22 protein-coding genes and 2 tRNA genes are annotated in these 19580 nt (G+C 34.7%); 5 read left to right on the top strand and 19 right to left on the bottom strand.

Annotation, left to right across the window (positions count from 1 at the left end):
- Nucleotide 1: 1 nt before the first annotated feature.
- From NSED_RS01335 to NSED_RS01295, 9 genes are read right to left on the bottom strand one after another with little or no spacing between them, the layout of a single operon-like run.
- The gene (locus NSED_RS01335; RefSeq protein ID WP_014964448.1) at nt 2–1555 is read right to left on the bottom strand and encodes a complex I subunit 4 family protein; all 1554 of its coding nucleotides are present in this window, start codon (nt 1553–1555) and stop codon (nt 2–4) included.
- Complete coding sequence (gene nuoK, locus NSED_RS01330; RefSeq protein WP_014964447.1) at nt 1555–1860, bottom strand: NADH-quinone oxidoreductase subunit NuoK; 306 nt, start codon at nt 1858–1860, stop codon at nt 1555–1557. Before nuoK ends, NSED_RS01335 begins: the two co-directional genes overlap by 1 nt.
- Nucleotides 1841–2353: an NADH-quinone oxidoreductase subunit J family protein gene (locus NSED_RS01325; protein WP_014964446.1), complete on the bottom strand. Its 513-nt coding sequence runs from the start codon at nt 2351–2353 to the stop codon at nt 1841–1843. The genes nuoK and NSED_RS01325 overlap by 20 nt, the downstream gene beginning before the upstream one ends.
- A complete protein-coding gene (locus NSED_RS01320) occupies nt 2346–2843 on the bottom strand; it encodes an NADH-quinone oxidoreductase subunit I (protein WP_014964445.1) in 498 nt (165 codons plus the stop codon). The genes NSED_RS01325 and NSED_RS01320 overlap by 8 nt, the downstream gene beginning before the upstream one ends.
- Nucleotides 2843–4141, bottom strand: a complete 1299-nt coding sequence (gene nuoH / locus NSED_RS01315) for an NADH-quinone oxidoreductase subunit NuoH (protein ID WP_014964444.1) — start codon at nt 4139–4141, stop codon at nt 2843–2845. Before nuoH ends, NSED_RS01320 begins: the two co-directional genes overlap by 1 nt.
- Nucleotides 4142–5275 carry an NADH-quinone oxidoreductase subunit D gene (locus NSED_RS01310; RefSeq protein WP_014964443.1) on the bottom strand — a complete coding sequence of 378 codons (1134 nt, stop codon included), beginning with the start codon at nt 5273–5275 and terminating at the stop codon, nt 4142–4144.
- Nucleotide 5276: 1 nt separating this feature from the next.
- On the bottom strand, nt 5277–5873 hold the full coding sequence (locus tag NSED_RS01305) for an NADH-quinone oxidoreductase subunit C (protein WP_014964442.1): 597 nt from the start codon (nt 5871–5873) through the stop codon (nt 5277–5279).
- Complete coding sequence (locus tag NSED_RS01300) at nt 5873–6397, bottom strand: NADH-quinone oxidoreductase subunit B (protein WP_014964441.1); 525 nt, start codon at nt 6395–6397, stop codon at nt 5873–5875. The genes NSED_RS01305 and NSED_RS01300 overlap by 1 nt, the downstream gene beginning before the upstream one ends.
- A 40-nt stretch (nt 6398–6437) precedes the next feature.
- Complete coding sequence (locus NSED_RS01295; protein ID WP_014964440.1) at nt 6438–6770, bottom strand: NADH-quinone oxidoreductase subunit A; 333 nt, start codon at nt 6768–6770, stop codon at nt 6438–6440.
- A gap of 154 nt (nt 6771–6924) precedes the next feature.
- Between NSED_RS01295 and NSED_RS01290 the strand changes: the two genes are divergently transcribed.
- Nucleotides 6925–7389: a redoxin domain-containing protein gene (locus NSED_RS01290; protein ID WP_014964439.1), complete on the top strand. Its 465-nt coding sequence runs from the start codon at nt 6925–6927 to the stop codon at nt 7387–7389.
- A 4-nt stretch (nt 7390–7393) separates the two neighbouring features.
- On the opposite strand, the gene NSED_RS01285 is transcribed toward NSED_RS01290, so the two are convergent.
- The 6 genes from NSED_RS01285 to NSED_RS11090 all read right to left on the bottom strand — a co-directional run bounded on the left by NSED_RS01285 (nt 7394) and on the right by NSED_RS11090 (nt 13644).
- A complete protein-coding gene (locus tag NSED_RS01285; RefSeq protein ID WP_014964438.1) occupies nt 7394–7906 on the bottom strand; it encodes an acyl-CoA carboxylase biotin carboxyl carrier protein subunit in 513 nt (170 codons plus the stop codon).
- A gap of 6 nt (nt 7907–7912) precedes the next feature.
- Nucleotides 7913–9400, bottom strand: a complete 1488-nt coding sequence (locus NSED_RS01280; RefSeq protein WP_026090012.1) for an ATP-binding protein — start codon at nt 9398–9400, stop codon at nt 7913–7915.
- A 6-nt stretch (nt 9401–9406) separates the two neighbouring features.
- On the bottom strand, nt 9407–10954 hold the full coding sequence (locus NSED_RS01275) for an acyl-CoA carboxylase subunit beta (RefSeq protein WP_014964436.1): 1548 nt from the start codon (nt 10952–10954) through the stop codon (nt 9407–9409).
- Between the two features lie 100 nt (nt 10955–11054).
- Nucleotides 11055–11366 carry a hypothetical protein gene (locus tag NSED_RS01270; protein ID WP_014964435.1) on the bottom strand — a complete coding sequence of 104 codons (312 nt, stop codon included), beginning with the start codon at nt 11364–11366 and terminating at the stop codon, nt 11055–11057.
- The gene (locus NSED_RS01265) at nt 11363–12520 is read right to left on the bottom strand and encodes an AAA family ATPase (RefSeq protein WP_016940028.1); all 1158 of its coding nucleotides are present in this window, start codon (nt 12518–12520) and stop codon (nt 11363–11365) included. Before NSED_RS01265 ends, NSED_RS01270 begins: the two co-directional genes overlap by 4 nt.
- Nucleotides 12521–12528: 8 nt before the next feature.
- Nucleotides 12529–13644: a hypothetical protein gene (locus tag NSED_RS11090; protein WP_014964433.1), complete on the bottom strand. Its 1116-nt coding sequence runs from the start codon at nt 13642–13644 to the stop codon at nt 12529–12531.
- An 82-nt stretch (nt 13645–13726) separates the two neighbouring features.
- On the opposite strand from NSED_RS11090, the gene NSED_RS01255 reads away from it, so the two are divergent.
- The 3 genes from NSED_RS01255 (at nt 13727) to NSED_RS10100 (ending at nt 15781) form a co-directional block, all read left to right on the top strand.
- Nucleotides 13727–14527 carry an inositol monophosphatase family protein gene (locus NSED_RS01255; protein WP_014964432.1) on the top strand — a complete coding sequence of 267 codons (801 nt, stop codon included), beginning with the start codon at nt 13727–13729 and terminating at the stop codon, nt 14525–14527.
- Between the two features lie 131 nt (nt 14528–14658).
- On the top strand, nt 14659–15501 hold the full coding sequence (locus NSED_RS01250) for an FAD-binding oxidoreductase (protein WP_014964431.1): 843 nt from the start codon (nt 14659–14661) through the stop codon (nt 15499–15501).
- A 112-nt stretch (nt 15502–15613) separates the two neighbouring features.
- Nucleotides 15614–15781: a DUF1059 domain-containing protein gene (locus tag NSED_RS10100; protein ID WP_014964430.1), complete on the top strand. Its 168-nt coding sequence runs from the start codon at nt 15614–15616 to the stop codon at nt 15779–15781.
- 5 nt (nt 15782–15786) lie between these two features.
- On the opposite strand, the gene NSED_RS01245 is transcribed toward NSED_RS10100, so the two are convergent.
- The 3 genes from NSED_RS01245 to NSED_RS01235 all read right to left on the bottom strand — a co-directional run bounded on the left by NSED_RS01245 (nt 15787) and on the right by NSED_RS01235 (nt 17904).
- Entirely contained in the window at nt 15787–16863 is a 1077-nt protein-coding gene (locus tag NSED_RS01245) for a glutamyl-tRNA reductase (RefSeq protein ID WP_014964429.1), read from the bottom strand.
- A gap of 14 nt (nt 16864–16877) precedes the next feature.
- Nucleotides 16878–17693, bottom strand: a complete 816-nt coding sequence (locus NSED_RS01240) for a hypothetical protein (RefSeq protein WP_014964428.1) — start codon at nt 17691–17693, stop codon at nt 16878–16880.
- Between the two features lie 133 nt (nt 17694–17826).
- Nucleotides 17827–17904 (bottom strand) — tRNA-Asp (locus tag NSED_RS01235).
- A 96-nt stretch (nt 17905–18000) separates the two neighbouring features.
- Here NSED_RS01235 and NSED_RS01230 point away from each other — a divergent pair.
- Nucleotides 18001–18074: transfer RNA gene (locus tag NSED_RS01230), tRNA-Lys, on the top strand.
- A 14-nt stretch (nt 18075–18088) separates the two neighbouring features.
- Here NSED_RS01230 and argH read toward each other — a convergent pair.
- Nucleotides 18089–19549 (bottom strand): argininosuccinate lyase, encoded by a 1461-nt coding sequence (argH, locus tag NSED_RS01225; protein WP_014964427.1) that lies wholly within the window; start codon nt 19547–19549, stop codon nt 18089–18091.
- Nucleotides 19550–19580: the final 31 nt, after the last annotated feature.

Raw genomic sequence — 19580 nt, 5'->3', positions numbered from 1 at the left:
CCTAAACTCCTAATACTCCATTCATGTATGGAATGATAGTCTTAAAGAAAATATCTGGATAAATACCAATTACTATTGAGAATCCTGCCAATACCATCATTGGTGCTGTCATATACCAACTTCCCTCTTTCACATTTTCTAGATGTTCAGGAGTCTTTCCAAAGAATACACGCTTTAGCATCCATAACATGTATGACATTGTAAGTGCAGTTGCGACAAGACCTAAACCAAATGTAACAGCCCTTAGTGTTGAGCCTTCTTCAATGGCAGTCTCTAGTGCACCGTAAAAGAGAACCCATTCTCCCATGAAACCACTTGTTGGGGGAACTCCCATAATTGTCAGTGCACCAATAACTGCACAGACTGCAGTGATAGGCATCTTTCCTGCCAGTCCACCCAATTTTGAAATGCTTCTAGTTCCTACTTTAACAATAATAATTCCTGCCATCATGAAGAGAATACCTTTTCCAATTCCGTGTGTTACATACATCATCTCTGCACCTGAAAGACCAAGTGCTGACATTGAGCCAATTCCAAATAAAAGATAGCCCATCTGACTAATACTAGAATATGCTAAGAGACGTTTGAGATCATCTTGCATCAATGCCATTGCTCCACCATAAATCATGGTAACTAGACCCCAGATGTGGAACCAGATCGAAAGCTCAGCATATGTTAATGGTAAAAATTCAACAATTAATCTGAAAAGACCATAAGCTCCAATTCCGATCATTGCAGGAGATAACAATGCACTGATTGGTGTTGGTGCTGAACCGTGGACATATGGAAGCCAAACATGAAACATAAACACAGCAAGTTTAACACCAAGGCCTATTGAAATCGCAACAGCAGAATACATTGCAACATCTGCAGGGATTTCAGATTCTTTGATATCTGCAAAGTCAAAACTACCTAGTGTAAGACCAATCATCAAGAATCCCAATAGTAAAACTACTGCACCAGCATGAGTCCAAAACAAGAACATTAAACCAATCTTTCTTCTAGGACCATCACCCCAAAGGGCAACCAAAAAGAAACCAGGAATTAACATTACTTCAAAGAAGATGTAAAATTCAATAAGATTAGTTGATAGAACTGTTCCAAGCATACCCATTGCAAATACAAGGTATAGTGCAAAGTAAAGTCCAGATTTTGCATTTACATAATCAGATAAAGAAGAAGATTCTACAATTGAAGTTTGACCACTTGAAGCGGTGTTGAGATTCTTTTCTTCCTCAAATTGTTCATGGAATTTGTGTATCATGTAAGGTTTAGAATACAGTACCAAGATTGTAGATAACACATAGATGATTATTGCAAATGGTGATGCCAATCCATCTAACAAGAAACCAAATTCACCAAACTGTTCAGTCCATGGATAGTGTTCCTCTACGGTTCCAGATAATGCTGCATTGACAACAAGAATTGTAGTATACAATAGAATTGCAAATGTAAACCACATTGCAGGTGTTGGTCCTACTTTTCTTCCAATAATGTAAGCTACTGGAGATAATAGTAAGGGCAAGAAAACTGCCTGAAGTAATGCGTATTCCATTATCCCTTCAAGCTCCTGAAGTCTGCAATATCGACATTCTGATACATACGATAAGCTACAATGATCAAAGATAGTCCAACTGCAACTTCTGCTGCTGCAATTGCAATTGAAAATAATGCCATAGTTTGACCACCGCTGTGAGGTAGAAATCTACCAAAAGCAACAATATTCAAGTTTGCAGCATTAATAATTATTTCAACTGCAAATAGCATCCTGATAAAATTACGTTTAACTGCAAGACCATAGATTCCTATACCAAGGAGAGCCACAGATACGAGAGTAAAATCAACTAGCTCGCTGGTCATTCTCCACATCCTCACGTTTGGCTAAAACTAGCGCACCAGTAACAGATCCTGCCAGTAATAATCCCATCAGAATTAATGCAGGCCAATAATATGTTACAAAGTCAGTTCCTATATCTCTAAAGTCAGTTGCAGGTTCATCAGTAGTTATTGTTTTGATTCCAGAATCCAAGAATACTGCTCCTAATGACACCATAATTACAAGCATCAAACCAATTCCTGCAAATTTTCTTCTCTTGTCTTCAATTTTTTTGAAGATTAATTCTCTTTTTACTAACATTACAGTAAACAAAATTAAAACAGCAATGGAACCTACGTAAACTGCTAATTGGAATAATGCAACAAAAGGCGCATCAAGTAAGAAAAAGAATCCTGCAATACCACCTAAAGTTCCCATCAAAGCAATGGAACCATAGATTAATGATCTTAATTCAAGTGCAGCAATTGCTGAGCCAATTGTAATTACTGCCAATGCAAGAAATGCAGCATCAGCCATGTGTAGCACCTCTATCAGATATTTGTATTTCACTATCCTGTGCAACATATGGTTTTACCTGAAGTTGTGCAGGAGTGTAAATCAAACCTTCTTTTGAAAAGGAAGATAACTCATAATCATTAGTCATGTAAAGTGCATAGAAAGGACATGCATCAACACAGAGGCCACAGAAAACACATTTTCCATAATCAATTTGTGGCATGATTGATTTTTTATTTTGTTTTTGTTCTTCTGGAACTTTTACCATTGCAATGGCTTCTGCAACGCCTTCACATGCAATTGAACATAATTGGCATCCAGTACAGTGATCATGGAATAACATATGTCGTCCTTTTAATCCGGCGATTCCAACACCAGTAGATGGATCAAACTGATATCCATCACCTACAAACTTTAGTTTCTCTTCAGGATAACGAAGTGTGAATCGTTTTGTTGCAATGTGTTTAATTCCTGAATTTAATGCACGAATAATACCAGTTGCAGTTCCCATTATTGTAATCCTCCTGGTCCTAGCACTCCAGCGTAAAGCAAGCCCAGTGCAATAAAGATGTTAACGAAAGCTAATCCAATTAATTTAGTCCATCCAAGACTTAGCAGCATATCAACTCTAATTCTTGGGAAAACACCTCTTGGCAACAATATGAAAAATATCACAGCTACTGTTTTTAGAACAAACCAAAGTGTGCCATTAAGCATTGCTTGATCGAATAATGGCAGACCAGGAATTTTTGCTACGATAGGACCCATTTCAATTCCTTTTTCAAGAATTTCTGCTGGGAATGGTGGTACAACCATTGGGCCATTCCATCCACCTAAGAAAATAACAACAAACAATGCTGCAAACGCATAGAGTTTAAGATATGTTCCTAATTGAACAAGTCCATACATCATTCCAGATAATTCAGTTAACCAACCAGCAACAATTTCACTTTCTGCTTCTGGCAAGTCAAATGGAATTCTTTCTAATTCTGCAAGCATTGTGATAAAGAACACAATTGCACCAACTGGCAAAAATACAATCCATGGGAAACTGGATTGACTTGCAGCAATTTCTGATAGATTAAGAGAACCTGTTAACATGACGACACCTAGCAAAGACAAAATTAATGGAATTTCAAATGAGACCATTTGGAATAATGCTCTGATACCACCAATGAATGGGAATTTACTGTTTGCAGACCATGCTGAGAGAATTGTAATGATTGGGAAGAATCCAATTACCGCAAATACCCCAAGTAATCCCATATCTACATCTGCAACTACCCAACCAGGTGCAACAGGAATGAATGCAACAAATGCTGCTGCAGCTGCAACAAAGAGTACCGGAGCTGCCCAGAAAATAGGTTTGTCAGCTTTTGCAGGAATAATAATTTCTTTTGAGATTAATTTTAAGCCGTCACCCATTAATTGCAAAATACCTTCAAACTTTCCACAATAAAATGGACCAACTCTAAGCTGTAATTTTGCAAGCATCTTTCTTTCAATAAAGATGGTACCTGCTGCTAGCAATGCTGCAAATCCAAATCCAGGAAATGCCATTACTCTAAAAATATCAGTTGCCATGAATGCTTTAATAATTGGAAGAGTACGAGACGGATCCGCAATCCATGTTAATGCAAGAAATGGTGTAAGTAGTTCTCCATTGATAACGGGCATTTCAATTACAAATAGAATCATGAATACTGCCGGAATACCAATTAAAACAAGTAGTAGAATTATCCAAAATACATTATCAAGTAATGATTTGATAAATTCACTTAGTTTGAAATTTGGTGCAATGACTGACATTTATCGGTCTGCCTCCACTGGCCAATAATTAAGACTCCAATAAACTGATGGCATATTGCCAAGTTTTTCACCTCTTAGAAGATTTGGTAAAGCAATTAGATTTCTAAATGAAGGAACACTCAACTTTACTCTATAGGGCTCTGTTTTAGCATCAGACACAATATAGCAACCTAATGATCCTCTGCCTGATTCTACACGTTTGTAAACTGATTCCAGTCCCTTTGTTTTTGGATTTGGTTTTAGTTTTACTCTAACAGAGCCGGACTTTGGCATTTTTTGCAATGCTTGTCTGATAATATTACAGCTTTCCATCATGTCAAGCCATGGAATTCTGGATCTTGCGTAGGAATCTCCTTCTTTCATCACATTGGTATGAACATCTAATTCATCATAGACATCGTATGGTTCCTTTACTCGAAGATCATAATCAACACCACTAGCACGAAGCACAGAGCCAGTAGTTCCATATCTGATTGCATCTTGTCTGGATAGTACTCCTGTATCTCTAGTTCTTGAAATTAGAATAGGATTGTCATAAAAGACTGCAGCATATTCTTTGATACGTTTTTCAAAGTAGTTAACTTGACGTAAACAAACATCCTCAAAGTTTGGTGGCAAATCATTTCTGACTCCACCTGGAACAAAGTGTGCATGTGTTACTCTAGCACCAGTCATTTTTTCCATCAAATCAATTAACAGTTCACGATCTCCTGCAGGCCACATGAACATTGTAGAGTGTCCCAAAAAGATTCCATAAATTGCAAGCCAATACATGATGTAAATACAGCGGTTTAGTTCAGATGCAATTACTCTAACGTATTTTGCACGTTCTGGAACCTCGATTCCAAGAAGTTCTTCTGCACCCAAAACATATGGGTATAATATATTACAAGAATCATGAATTACTGGTCTTTCCAAGTGAGGAATATTTGTAATATAATTTCTATATTCTGCCATTTTTTCTTCTCCGCGATGAACATATCCAGGATCAGGATCACATGCAACAATGTAATCACCATCAATTTGTACAATAATTCTCATGTGGCCAGAACCAGGATGTTGTGGTCCAACATTGAGAGTCATTATTCTCTCATCAACTTTTTGGAGTGCTAATCCAGGAGGTAATTCAGTCATCTCATCTACCCTTTATTGCAAAGTCCTTTCTAAGTGGAGGTAAATCTGCCCAATCTTCTGGTAAAAGTAATCGTCTATTATCAGGATGGCCTTCAAAGAAAACTCCAAACATTTCAAAAACTTCTCTTTCATGAAATTCAACACTGTAAAACACATCTCTAAGGGTTGGAAGTCTTGTTGCATCATTTCCAGGAATTGGGTTTGTTTCTCTAGGTGCTCTTGTGGCTAAAACTAGAATTTGTCTTGCTAATGATGAATCAGTGTAAGATCCTATATGATAAACAACTTCAATTTCATTATCCTGAGGATAATCTACGCCTGAAACAGATTCTACATGATCATAGTTTAGTCCATCGCGAATAAATTCAGCAACGTCGTGAACATGTTCTCGTCCAACATTAATTCTAACTCTATCTTTTTTTACAAATCCAACTTCGACTTTGTCGCTAAATTTTTCAACAATTTTATCAGAAATGCTCTTTTCAAATGCAGGTAATTCTGCAGGGGCAGTTTCAGGTTTTTTAGGGGCAGGTTTAGGTGGAGGTGTTTGTGCTTTAGGTTTTGTATCTGCAGGAGGATTTTCAGTTTCAGTACTCATTATACAAACTTCCTAGCCTTCATTCTCTTAATTTTTTCTTGCAATAACATACATCCTTGGATGAGAGTTTCAGGTCTAGGTGGGCAACCTGGAACGTAGACATCAACTGGAATAACTCCATCAATTCCTGGAAGTACATTGTATGAATCAAAATACAAACCTCCAGTAATGGCACAAGCTCCCATAGCAATTACATACTTTGGTTCTGGCATTTGATCATAAACTAATCTGAGACGTGGTGCCATTTTTCTTGTAATAGTTCCTTGAACAACAACAAGATCACATTGTCTTAGTGATCCGAATGCTTCAATGATACCAAATCTTTCAACATCATATCTAGGACTTGATGCTGCGCCAAATTCAACACTGCAACAAGCTGTTTCAATGTGGACAGGCCAGAGTGACCAAATTCTACCCCAATTAATGGCATAGCCCAATGGTTTATCAATTGCTTTTTCTAAAATGTCCCCTAATTTTCCGACAAAAACATTTGCATTTTCTGGTGTTACTAAATCTTTAAGCAATCTTATCCCCTACCCTCGTAAATACAATTTATATAAAAAACTACCATATTCTTCTTCTCCCTGATTGATATAATGCAAATGCCATAGCGCCAAACATGATTGCTAGAAATCCCATCATTGGCAAAGTTGCAATCTTTGGAATTTCTAAAAGTGCACTTCCCCATGCATACAAGAAAATAGCCATCACATCAAATACCACAAACATCAAAATGTACGGATAATACTGCATCATGAAATGAGTTCTTCCTTCTCCGGAAGGGACTTGGCCACATTCCATTGGCAAAAATTTTACTGGATTACTTCTTTTTCGAGGAGAAATCATTCTTGAAATAACTAAAGCTGGAGCCATTGCTACTATACCAAACGCAAACATCAATACAACGGTACTATAATTGCCCGCTAATTCCCCGACCAATTTAGCTTTTCACTCCAATTTTTGTATAAAAAGGTATGTTTCATTTTTGGGATCAAATTTGAAAAAAATAATTTTTGTAAAGAACTTAATAGGATAACGTCAAATTGCGATCATGGCATTGAATGTAGGAGATATCGCTCCTAGTTTTGAACTAGCAGACACAGAATTGAAAATGAGGGCTTTGGATGAATTTAAGGGTGAAAAAATTGTCTTGTCGTTTATTGTAGCTGCAAGTTCGCCTGTTTGTGAAGTAGAACTTTGTACATTTAGAGATTCTTGGAAAGAAATTTCAGATATGGGTGCCCAAGTCATAGCAATCAGTAATGATGGTCCATTCGCAAACAAAGCATTTGCTGAAAAACACAACTTTAATTTTCCATTATTATCTGACTATACCAGTAAAACAATTAGAGATTATGATGTTTTGATGCCAGATCTATTACACATCAAAGATTACAATGCAGCAAAACGTTCTGTTTTCATAATTAACGAAGATGGGAAAATTGGTTACAAATGGGTATCAGAAGATCCATTAAAAGAGCCAAACTATGAAGAAATCAAAAATTTCTTAAAATAAAAAATCATTCTATTTCTGCAATAACATCGCCTTTAGCGACAGATACTGTTTCTTTGATTTTGATTGTTTTAACTACACCATCTTTGTGAGATTTTACTGCTACTTGCATTTTCATAGATTCTAAAGTACAGATTACATCCCCTTTCTTTACAGAATCGCCTTCTGCGACAGATATTGATATAACCTTTCCAGGTATTTGGCTTTTCAATGCTAGTTGTGCATTACCTGCACCACCCCCACCTGAATTCTTGTAGACAATTTCATCAAAGTGGGTGTGTAAGTTTAGTGTAATTGGAACATTGTCAATTACAATGTTCATTTCATTTGTAGTTTGTTCAAGATATTTTGCTTTGTGATATTTGTTATCTAAAATAAATTCAATTCCTTTAGAATTCATTGATATGATTTTTAAATTGTGTTCGTTATCATTAATCTTAATAACATAGTCATTGTTTCCAAGATTTTTAACTATCTTTCCATCAAATGATTTTTCAATATCTTGTATTTTGTAATTCATTTATCATCAATCCAATTTATATTTCCAATTAGAGTTATTAGCAGTACTAGTTTGGGCTCTACTCTTAAAGTATTCAGAATGAATAATTGCAGCGGCTAATGCAGCTTCGCTTTTCTCTTCTTTTTCTTTTTTAAGATCTTCAGTTAATCTATCAATCATTCCATGACGTTTTAGGAAATCGGTTGAAAGGTCTCCATTTTTGTATTCTTCAGAATTTAGAATTGTTTTGTATAATGGAATTGAAGTTTCAACTCCTTGAATGTAAAAGTCATTTAGTGCAGCAAGCATTCTTGTTCTAGATTCTTCAAAGGTTTGTCCCCAAGTAACGAGTTTTGCCATAAGAGAGTCATAAAATGGAGAAACAGTACATCCAGGATAAAGATAGGTATCGCATCTAACACTTGGTCCTGCTGGAATTACAACATCTGGAACAGGTCCTGTTGAAGGAGCAAAATCTAAGAAAGTATCTTCTGCATTAATTCTGCATTCAATAGCATAGCCATTCATTTTGAGGTCACTTTGTTTGAATGGAATTGGTTCGCCATTTGCAATATCTAGTTGTAATTTGACCAAATCTAATCCAGATACAAATTCTGTAATTGGATGCTCTACTTGTAATCTTGCATTAATTTCAATAAAGTAAAAGTCTCCATTATCAGCCCTCAAGAATTCAGCCGTACCCAAGTTTGTATAATCTACTGCATCAGCGGCTCTACAAACAGATTCGCCTACACGTGCTCTTGTTTCTTCATCTACAATTGGCGAAGGTGTTTGTTCGATTAATTTTTGGTTACGTCTTTGAATAGAACATTCTCTTTCAAATATGTGAACAGTATTACCATGAGTATCTCTAGCAAATTGATATTCAATGTGACGTGTTTTTTCCAAGAATTTTTCTACCAGAATTGCAGATTTACCCACTGCTGCAATGGATTCACCAGTAACTGATTCATACCCATCACGCAATTCTTGGTCATTATTTACGATTCTAATTCCACGACCTCCGCCACCATAAACTGATTTTAACATTACCGGATAACCAATTTCATTTGCAATTTTTTCTGCATCATCAGCATCTTTTACCAAACCTGGACTTCCAGGTACTGTTGGAACTTTTGCTTTAAGCATTGCATCTTTACATTTCATTTTATCCCCACAGAGATTCATAGATTCTGCAGTAGGACCAATAAAGATAATTTTATTTTTTTCACATAGATTTGCAAAGTCATCATTTTCAGAAAGAAAGCCATAACCTGGATGAACTGCATCTGATCCTGATTTGAGCATCACTTCAAGAATTTTATCTTGATTAAGATATGATTTTGCAGGAGCAGCTTCTCCAATATGATATGCTTCAGTTGCTTGTTTAACATGCATTGAATTGTAATCTTCATCAGAATAGACAGCTACGGTCTTAATTCCTAGTGCTTTGCATGTTCTAATAACACGTAAAGCGATTTCTCCTCTGTTTGCGATAAGTACTTTTTCAATCATCATTAATCACAGGTTGATATTTCCATGTTTTCTTGGTAATTGTTTTACTCTTTTGTTTTCGAGCATTTCAAGTGCTTTAATTAACATAGGTCTTGTTTCAGCAGGATCAATTACATTATCTACAGTTCCGTGAGATGCTGCAACATAAGGATTTTCGAATTTTTCTGCAAATTCATCGATTAATTGTTTCTTTAGTGCTTCAGCATCATCAGCCTCACTGAGATCTTTTCTATACATGATTTTCACAGCAGCTTCTCCACCTAGAACAGCACATCTTGCAGTAGGCCATGCATAATTAATGTCAGTTCTAAGATTTTTACTTCCCATTGCAATGTATGCGCCACCATATGCCTTTCCAATAACCAGAGTAATTCTTGGAACAGTTGCTTCACAATATGCGTAAAGTAACTTACTGCCATGTCTTATGATACCATTATGTTCTTGGTTAGAACCTGGCATGTATCCAGGAGTATCTACTAGAGTAATTATTGGAATATTAAATGAGTCACAGAATCTAATGAAACGTGCAGCTTTGTTTGATGAATCAATATCAAGTGCACCTGCAAGATGAATTGGTTGATTTGCAACAATTCCAACAACTTTACCATTCATTCTCCCATAACCAACAATAATGTTTGGTGCAAACAGTTCATGAACTTCAAAGAATTCATGATTGTCAACAATTGAATTAATGATTTCTTTCATGTCATATGGCTGTAAAGGATTTTCTGGAATAATATTGATCAAATTATGATCCATTCTGTTTGGATCATCATCAGTTTGAATTTTTGGTGGTGCTTCAGTATTATTTTGAGGCAAATATGAAATTAGTTTTTTGATATAATCCATGCATTCGTATTCATTTTGTGCAACAAAATGTGCAACACCACTTTTTGATCCATGAGTCATTGCTCCACCAAGATCATCAAATGAAATTTCTTCTCCCAATACAGTCTTGACTACATCAGGACCTGTAACAAACATAGTTCCTACTTTATCAACCATAATTACAAAGTCGGTCATTGCAGGAGAGTATACAGAACCACCTGCAGATGGGCCAATGCTTGCAGTGATTTGTGGAATTACACCTGATGCCAATTGATTATGATAAAAGATATCTGCAAATCCATCAAGACTCATGATTCCTTCTTGGATTCTAGCTCCACCAGAATCCATTATACCAATTATTGGACATCCTGTTTGAACAGCATGATCCATTAGTTTTGTAATTTTTTTAGCTCCCATCTGACTCAGAGTTCCACCAAGTACAGTGAAATCATATGCAAAAACAAAGATTTGTCTTCCATTTACATTTCCATATCCACCAACTACACCATCAGTGAAAAATTTCTTTTTCTGCATATCATATTCATGATAATGATGTGTGGTTAATGGATCAATTTCAGTAAAAGTACCCTCATCAAGTAGAAGATCAATTCTTTCGCGGGCAGTTAATTTTCCCTTATCGTGTTGAGCCTTGATTCGATCTTGGCCACCACCTTGTAATGCTGTATTATTCTTTTTAGTATATCCTTCAATCTTTTCAGAATGCACAGTATTCTACAAAAAGACGGTTTCCTATATTAATTTAGTTTGAGAATAACAACACATGAAATTTTTAGAAAAACTCAACGATCGTTGTTTTTTTAGAATATCAAGTGTTAAGAATTGGAAATTTCTTATTAACAGATTTTTGATATAAACTAAAAGTATCCTTTTCATCACTACATTTCTTACAAATACAGAGTTGTGAGACATTTGGAATATCACAATTTTCCTGAAATTCACACTTAAGACAACCTGCCGGACCTCCACATACAATACATTGTAGTTCATTTATTTGGGCACACTTTTCATGCTTTACGCCAAGTCCTTTTGCCCAAAGACCAATCTCATTTACAGATATTTTTTCATTACAAACAATACATGTTCCAGGAAATTTCATAGGGATTTTTCTCCAGCTCATGATATTAGCTCAATCTCCTTTTCAATAATATCGCCAAAAGTTTCTTCTAATTCCAATTCAAGAGTTTTATTTTTTATACATAATAAAACGAATGGCAAACATAATGTTACAAAAGAACTAGAAGACAGATGAAGTTTTTTTGCCATAATAGATGATAGAGATTTAATTTTTGCGCCATCCCATCTGATTCGATTTAGCAAAGGCCAAGATAAATTATATTGAGAGTATCGAACTCTGTCATCATTTTGATATAATTTAATTAAAATGTCATTTAGGTATCGAAGTAACCTCCAATTCTGAGTTTTCATAATTTTTCCAAAAAGCATGTCAGCCTCAGATATAATTTCTAAATATTTTGCAAGTATGGAATTATCTAATTCGCTTGTTATAATACTAGAATAAAAGGCATTAATTTTTTCTCTAGGATCAATTTGCATAGAATACAGAACAATTCTAGCTTCTTCAATTGAATTTGCTTTAAAGAAAGCATTTACCCCATCTTCAACGTTAATGTTTTCAAAAGTAGTTTCAGTTTGAGGATTAAATCCAGTTACTAAAGATTGTGTTAGATTGATCATGGAACGAATATCGCCTTTAGATTTATCAATGACTTTGATAATTGAACCAGGGCTTAGTTTTGCACTTTGTTTTTTCAAAATATTTTCAAGGTATACTCTCAATAATCGTGGTGGAATTTTTTTGAATTGAATTGTTTTTACCACTTTTTTGATACTTTTCATTTTGTCAGATGTGTCATTGTTTGCAGCAAGAACAATTGGAACTGTAGGCTCCTTTAGAATATCCACTAATGCGGATGCACCTCCATAATCACCACGACCATGAATTCCATCAACTTCATCGACAAAAATCATGGGAGTTCCCATGACACTTACATTTGCTAAAACAGGTGTAAGAATTTCATTTATTCGAGATTTACTTCTAACATCACTGGCGTTTAATCCAATCATATCATATCCAAATTGTTTGGCAACAAGATATGCAATGGTAGTTTTTCCAATTCCAGGAGGACCAACTAAAAGTAATGGCTTTGTACCTTTTTTCCATTTGACAAACCATTCAGTAATTGCTGCTCGTGCTTCTTCATTTCCCACCATGTCAGAAATTATCTGAGGTCGGTATTTTTCTGACCACATCAAGGCAATCACTTGGGAAGTTTAGATTGATACTCTGACCATTTGTTGGCTTTTTGTAATTTATTGTACCAATATTGATTGTAATGTTCTACAGTTAAAAATAAAAACTCCAAAAATTCTTTGTGTGAAAAATCATCAGGTAGCAATTCAAGTGTAAGTCTTGCATCCTGCAAATACAAATTACTTTTTTCTAAAGTAACATCAAACCCTTTTTTCACATCGTTTGCTAATAGTGAATAGTAAAGTGGCCATGAAGGTATTTTTACAAATCCATTTTTAATAGAGTCTTCAATTTCATTTCCACATCCAACTCCTTCAGCAGCTCTTGCCATACCCAAATAGAAGATTTCACCTAATGGTCGTTCTGCTAAAGCCATGTTTCTTCCAGCAGTTCCCATTACTGCACGATATTTTTTGTAAGACAAGGTCATTTCTTCTTCAGTAATTTCTGTTGGTTTTGATTTTAATTTTTCATCTAAATATTGTCCAACTCTTGCATCTTCAAATCCTGCTTCAAATTCTTTTAGAACTTGTTCACCACCTTTAGAAATTTTATCCCTAGCTAATTTCAAAATATATGGATTCATCAGTTTGTAATCATCAAGAAACTCCAAATCTTCATCCTTATCTACAATTCTATCCATAGGCTCACTTAGATCAATTGCTAGAATATGGCCTTCAACTATATCCTGTTTTAATTGAGAATCATTTCTTCCAGAATATTCTGCTGCTGCATCAAATAATCCATTAAAAACAGGAAAGGTCATTTTAACAAAATTTGAATTTAAAATCCGATTTACTCTATCTTGCATTACCTCAATACTATCTAATTTTGATTTTATAGGCTCAATTTCAGATGCATTTAGTATAATTTCAGTAGAACCCACTTCATTACCAAAAGCTTGTTGAGTGGCATTTGGGTTCGTGTCAGATTTTATTTCATCTAGTAATCCCTTTGCGAATCTTTCTGCAAAATTTGGAAACTGATTTTCTGTTTCTTCTTTATACTTGTTAAATAATTTGTAACCTTTAGATTTGAACAATGCTTGTTTCATAATCTGTTTTCCAGGTTTTGTACCCATCAAAGCTTCCTTACTAATTACAGACTGATCTTTTCCACTCACAAACGTAAGCTTCTTTATTGTTATTTATGCTTTCAAACTAAATATTTTCTTCACTTAAATTACGAATGACTAGTTTTACAATATGCAAGTAATAGAAATTCTTCGTGAAGCTTCAAAAAGGATTTATGAAAATGTAAAAGATCTTGCGGGAACCGTTGATGCAGCAGGAGATTTTGGTGTTGGAGCTGGAGGAGACATTTCAAGAAACATAGACATTATCGCAGAAAAAACAGTTTTGGATTATCTCAAGGAAGTGAATTTTGAGTGTACAGTGTTAGGCGAAGAATGTGGACGTGTTGAATTATCAGAAAACCCAAAAGGCTTTGTCATAATGGATGCAATTGACGGTTCTGCAAATGCAGTTAGAGGGGTTCCTTTCTTCTGCAGCTCATTAGCATTTGCAACTGAAAATAAACTCAGTTCAGTTACAGATGGCGTAATTACAAATCTTTCAAATGGAGAAATGTATTGGGCATCAGAAAATAAAGGGGCATTTTTTAACAATAAACAAATCAAAGTTCACAAAAAAGATCCAATTTACAAAATTATTGGAATTAACACATCAGGTGCATCAATTGATTTGATGACAAGATTAAATCCAATATATGAAAATTATGAACATACACGACATTTTGGGGCAAATGCACTTGAAATGGCAATGTTTGCAAAAGGTTTGATGGATATTTTTATTGATTTGAGGAACAAAATCAGAATTCAAGATATTGCTGCAGGTTATGTTATAGTCAAGGAAGCTGGAGGAATTCTATTAGATGAAAATTTGAATCAACTTGATGCGAATCTAAGTTATGATACACGGATTTCTTTCATTGCAGCTGCAAACCAAGGAATTCTTGATGAAATAATGTCAAAAATCAATAAATGAATTTAGAATTAAAAATTGAAAAAGTGCTAATAGTTTGATAATTTATTTGACATTCTTTAGTTTTTGATAGATCTTCTACCTGAGATGCTAAGAGAAATATATTTAACCAAAGTCGGGAAAAAGCTTCTTGTATGGTTACTGAGATGAAAGCAAAAGTCATCTATAGGGAGTTACTCAAAGAAGATCTAGTAATCATCAGATTACTTCCAGAAAACGGAATGCCAGAATATAAGACTGGTCAATTTTTGACAATAGGACTGCCAATTCCTGCAGAAAAAAAAATTGTTAGAAGAGCATACTCTATTGCATCACATCCAGAAAACAGAGATTATTTTGAATTTGTAATTAGATGGGTGAGAAAACCACTACCTGGTCGGGTAACTACTGAATTATTTTATCTAAGTGTAGGGGAGGAGGTTTTTCTTGGTGAACCAACTGGGGCTGCACTACAAATCAGTGATAGATTACCTAACGGACAAAAAGACAATAGAAGAGTGATTTGTGTAGGTGGAGGTACAGGAATAGCACCATTTATTGCATTTGCAAAACATTTTCACGATACTAATGATAAGAGAGAAGTGATTGTTCTTCATGGTGCAAGTTATGTTGATGAATTAAGCTACAAAAGACTATTAACAGATTTAGAAATGGAAAGTGAAAAAAGAGGAAGAGATCAATGGAATTTCAGATATAGGGCCGCAATCAGCAGACCGAAGGAATTTTTCAATAGATCTTGGAATGGTCATGTAGGTAGAGTTGAATCATTTTTCCAGCCTGATAAAAAAACAGGGTTATCACCTGTAGAAGAAATGGTAGGAGAAGAACTAACTCCAGAGAACACTATCATCTACATTTGTGGTTATCAAGGAACAATTGATGGAGTAATTGAAAATCTAGGTCCAAAAGGATTTGTTACTGAACATGAGAAAAAACCTGATGGAAGTTTTGGTATCAAGTTTGAATCATATGGTTAGAAAAAATCTTAAAATTATCAGATAAATTTCATTTTGAGCACATTCTGAAAATAAGTTTTCTCAAGTTGACAAATACCTGTGGATTTTTATATTGATTATTTTTCATCAAAGTATGGCAAAACTGAAGTGTAATGATTATGGGTTTGAGTGTGATTTTATAGCTGAGGGGGAAATGGAGACAGTAATTGATGAATTTAGAAAACACACAGATGAAGAACACGGAATAGATTATTCAAAAGAAGCCATTATGCAATTTCTCTTAAGAAAACAGGGATTATAGAAAATTTAAGCATCTAGTCTTTTCATTCTAGCAGATAAAACTGGAAGTTCTTTTTCAATAATTTTCTCTACTGCTGGAACAATTCCAACTCTAGCTTTTACGCTTTCTTCAAAAATTTCTGCAATTTGATCTCTGAATAATAATTTAATTCCAGGAAGTGCAGTAATTCCTTCATCAACAGTTCTAGGATCAGATAAATCTACAACTAATGTACCTTTTTTCTTTTCTTCCATTACTAATCTAATTCTTTCATATGTGATTAAGAAATAATCAGAGGTTGTTGCAACAAAAATAATATCATATTTATCAAATCCTGCCAATACATCATTGAAATCTACAGGATTTCCGCCAAGAATTGTTGAAAAACCAGTAGCACGTTCTAAACTTCTACTTGTAACATCAAAGACAATTCCTTTTTTACTCAAAGTTTTTGCAAGCATGGCAGCAGGTTCACCAGTACCAATTACCAATACTTTCTTTTTAGAATCAAGTCCAGCTTTTTCATCAACTACTTTTACAGCAACATCACCTAAAGAGACAACATCTTTAGCAATACCTGTTGTATCTCTCATTCGAGAAGCCAATCTAATCACATTATCAAATAATTTATTGAGAATATTACCAGATGTACCTGCACTTTTTGCATCAGCTACAGATTTAACGATGTCGTCAAATACACTTTGCCATCCAACGACTAATGAATCTAATCCAGATGCCAATCTTAAAAGATGCAAGTATACATCATCCCCTTTGTAAACTTCAAGAGTTTGATCAAAGTGATCAATATCAATTTGTTCTAATGATGATAAAGATACCCAAGTATCTTGAATTTGATTCAATACCAAAGCTTTACCTTCTGCTCTTCTTGCATCTGGAGAATCATCAGTTTCAACATTACTTACAGTAAATATTTCAACTCTAGTTGCTGTTTGAATAATTATACATTCTTCAACACCAGGTATTTTTTTAAATTCTGCACATGCTGCAGGAACATCTTTGAAAGCAAATTTTGATATTGTATGTATAGGAACATTTTTGAAAGTTACTCGCGCATTTATTACATCAAAAGATATTTGACTCAAACCATTCACACCTATTATGCTTTAATCTTATCCCGTCCGCCTTTAGCTGTTCTAAAAACATTCATACCGATATAGAAATTTTCATGCAATGATTCCAAATAAATAATTTCATTTTCTACATCTTTAATTTCTTTTTCAGTTGCCTCAGGATTATTTTTTAATTGTTCAAGTTTTTGTTTAGTTTCTTCTAAAAAGGATTCAACTCCACGTTCATAATTTGAAACACCGGCGTATTCTGGACTAAGAACATTTTGAGGGACATATGCAGGAGTCTGATCATGAAATATCTCTGCTTTTCTAGTAAGTGATTCTTGTTCATCTGCTGAAAGAATAGGTCGTGGAAAACGATCTTGTTTATCTAACCAAAATTCAGGCTCACCCATTTCTCGTCTGAAAATTTCTTCACTTTGTCTCTTAAAGGTATAATCTGATTTTGCGGCAGCCTCAGCTTTTACTTCAGCAGCAATTGCTTTGTATTCTGCTTCTGCTGCGGCTTCTGCTTCTGCTTTAGCTGCTTCTGCTTTAGCAAGAGCTTCTTTGACTGCAAATTCTGCATCTTCAACAGCTTTAGCTGCTGCTTCTGCTTTAGCAATTGCTTCTTCAGCTGCTTGTATTTCTTCAGCTGCTTTTGCTTCTTCATCATCTTTTTTTGCATTTGCTTTGACTTTTTCAGCTTCAGCTTTCACTATCTCAGCTTCAGCTTTTACTGTCTCAGCTTTTGCAATTGTTTTTTCAGCTGCTTTTGCAGTTTCATCTGAAGAGGGTTTATCAGATATAGAATCATCAATAGATTTTGTGTCTATTTCAGATTCTTTTTTCTCTTCAGACAACAAAATTCACTCAAATTCCCTGAATTTTAATATTCTTGTGAGATTTATCTTGAATCTATCTTCATTCAACGGTATTATCTGGAAATTTAATTCTGATCGGTTCTAAAACGATTTTTTTATGAAATAGAAATAATGGCGCCCTCGGCGGGATTTGAACACGCGTCTCAGCCGTGACAGGGCCGAATTCTAGACCGGGCTATACTACAAGGGCACAAATTCTTTGAATCAAATTGCCAGATTAAAAGTTTCTGTCAGAACAAAATATTTTGTAAAAGACTAAATTATACAGTTAAGGCATTTTTTACGGGGGTCTATGGCGCAGCCAGGTAGCGCACCGGACTTTTAATCCGGTTGTCAAGGGTCCGAATCCCTTTAGACCCGCTCTCTTACTTTATTCATTTGATTATTGCATTGATCTGTTTTGTTAATTCATCAATTGATGAGCTAATTCTATTTTCTCTTTTGGATACATCAATTCTGTATTGATTAATTTTCTGAATTCTATCAGATATCATTCGTTTTTGCTCTTCATATCCTGATGAACCAAAAGAAGTTCTATCCTTTAATGAAGAAACAACAGTTGTAGAAGAAATAATGTTTGAAACAATTTTGGGATCAATTTTAGTGCCTTCTACAGATTTTCTAATTTCTGATAAAGTCAATTTTGAGATAGGCTTTTTTGAGATATAGGAAGATTGGACTAAACTTCCTGAAATTTTATGTGTTACTCTAAATGGAATTCCTTCTTGAACTAATTTCTCAGCAATATCTAAAGCAATAAGATTACTTGATTGGGTTACTTTTTTCATTTGCTTTTCATTTACTTTCAAAGTTAGCAGAATTGATTTTAAAATTAATAATGCACTGATAGATATTTTTGACGTTGACCAAATAGAGGATTTTATTTGTTGTAAATCACGTCCATATCCAGATGCTAATCCTTTAACAGTGGTTAGAATCGCAGTTAGATTACCAATGATTTCTGCCGTTTTACCTCTTGTCAATTCTAAAATATCCGGATTCTTTTTTTGAGGCATTACGCTTGAAGGGGATGTGAATTCATCTGAGAGTTCAATGAAAGAAAATTCGGATGTAGACCAAATAACAAAGTCTTCAGATATTTTGCTGAGATTAGTCATCATGATAGAAATCATTGCAACATATTCTGCTACAAAATCACGTGTACTTGTAGCATCGATAGAATTTTCAACAAGACCATCAAAACCCAACATCTTTGCTGTACTATGTCTATCAATTGGAATGCTTGTTCCACCAACAGGCCCAGCTCCAAGAGGGCTTTGATTAATTCGTTCAAATGTTCCATACAGTCTTTCAAAATCTCGGGTTAAAACATCAGCATGTGCTAAAAGATAATGTGAAAAAAGACCTGCTTGAGCTTGTTGGAGATGAGTATAAAGTGGCATGATGGTTTTTTGGTGGTTTTTAGCCACAGATACAAGAGCTTCAATAGTATCTAAAAGACAATTACATACAATATTGACATCATCTCTAATTTTCATTCTGATATCTAAAACAACTTGATCATTTCGAGATCTTGCAGTATGCATTTTTCCACCACTTGCCATTCCCGCTTTCTTAATCACTAATGTTTCAATTAATTCATGAATATCTTCGGCTCCAGAAGATGTATCAAATTTTACATTTTTCAAATTCTCTAATGCAGATAAAATTTTTTTTACATCATTTTTTGTGATGATGTTTTTTTGAAACAACATCAAAGCATGTGCTTGGCTTCCAAGAATATCATAAAGAGCAATTTCAGAATCATCGTTTATCGATGAAACATAATCTAAAGTAATATCACTCAAATCAGTACCAAGACGAGAACGATACATTACCTAAGGTTCTATAATGGTTATATATAGC

The sequence above is a fragment of the Candidatus Nitrosopumilus sediminis genome, assembly GCF_000299395.1.
Classification (GTDB): Archaea; Thermoproteota; Nitrososphaeria; order Nitrososphaerales; family Nitrosopumilaceae; genus Nitrosopumilus; species Nitrosopumilus sediminis.
This window is presented reverse-complemented; position numbering and strand designations above follow the sequence as displayed.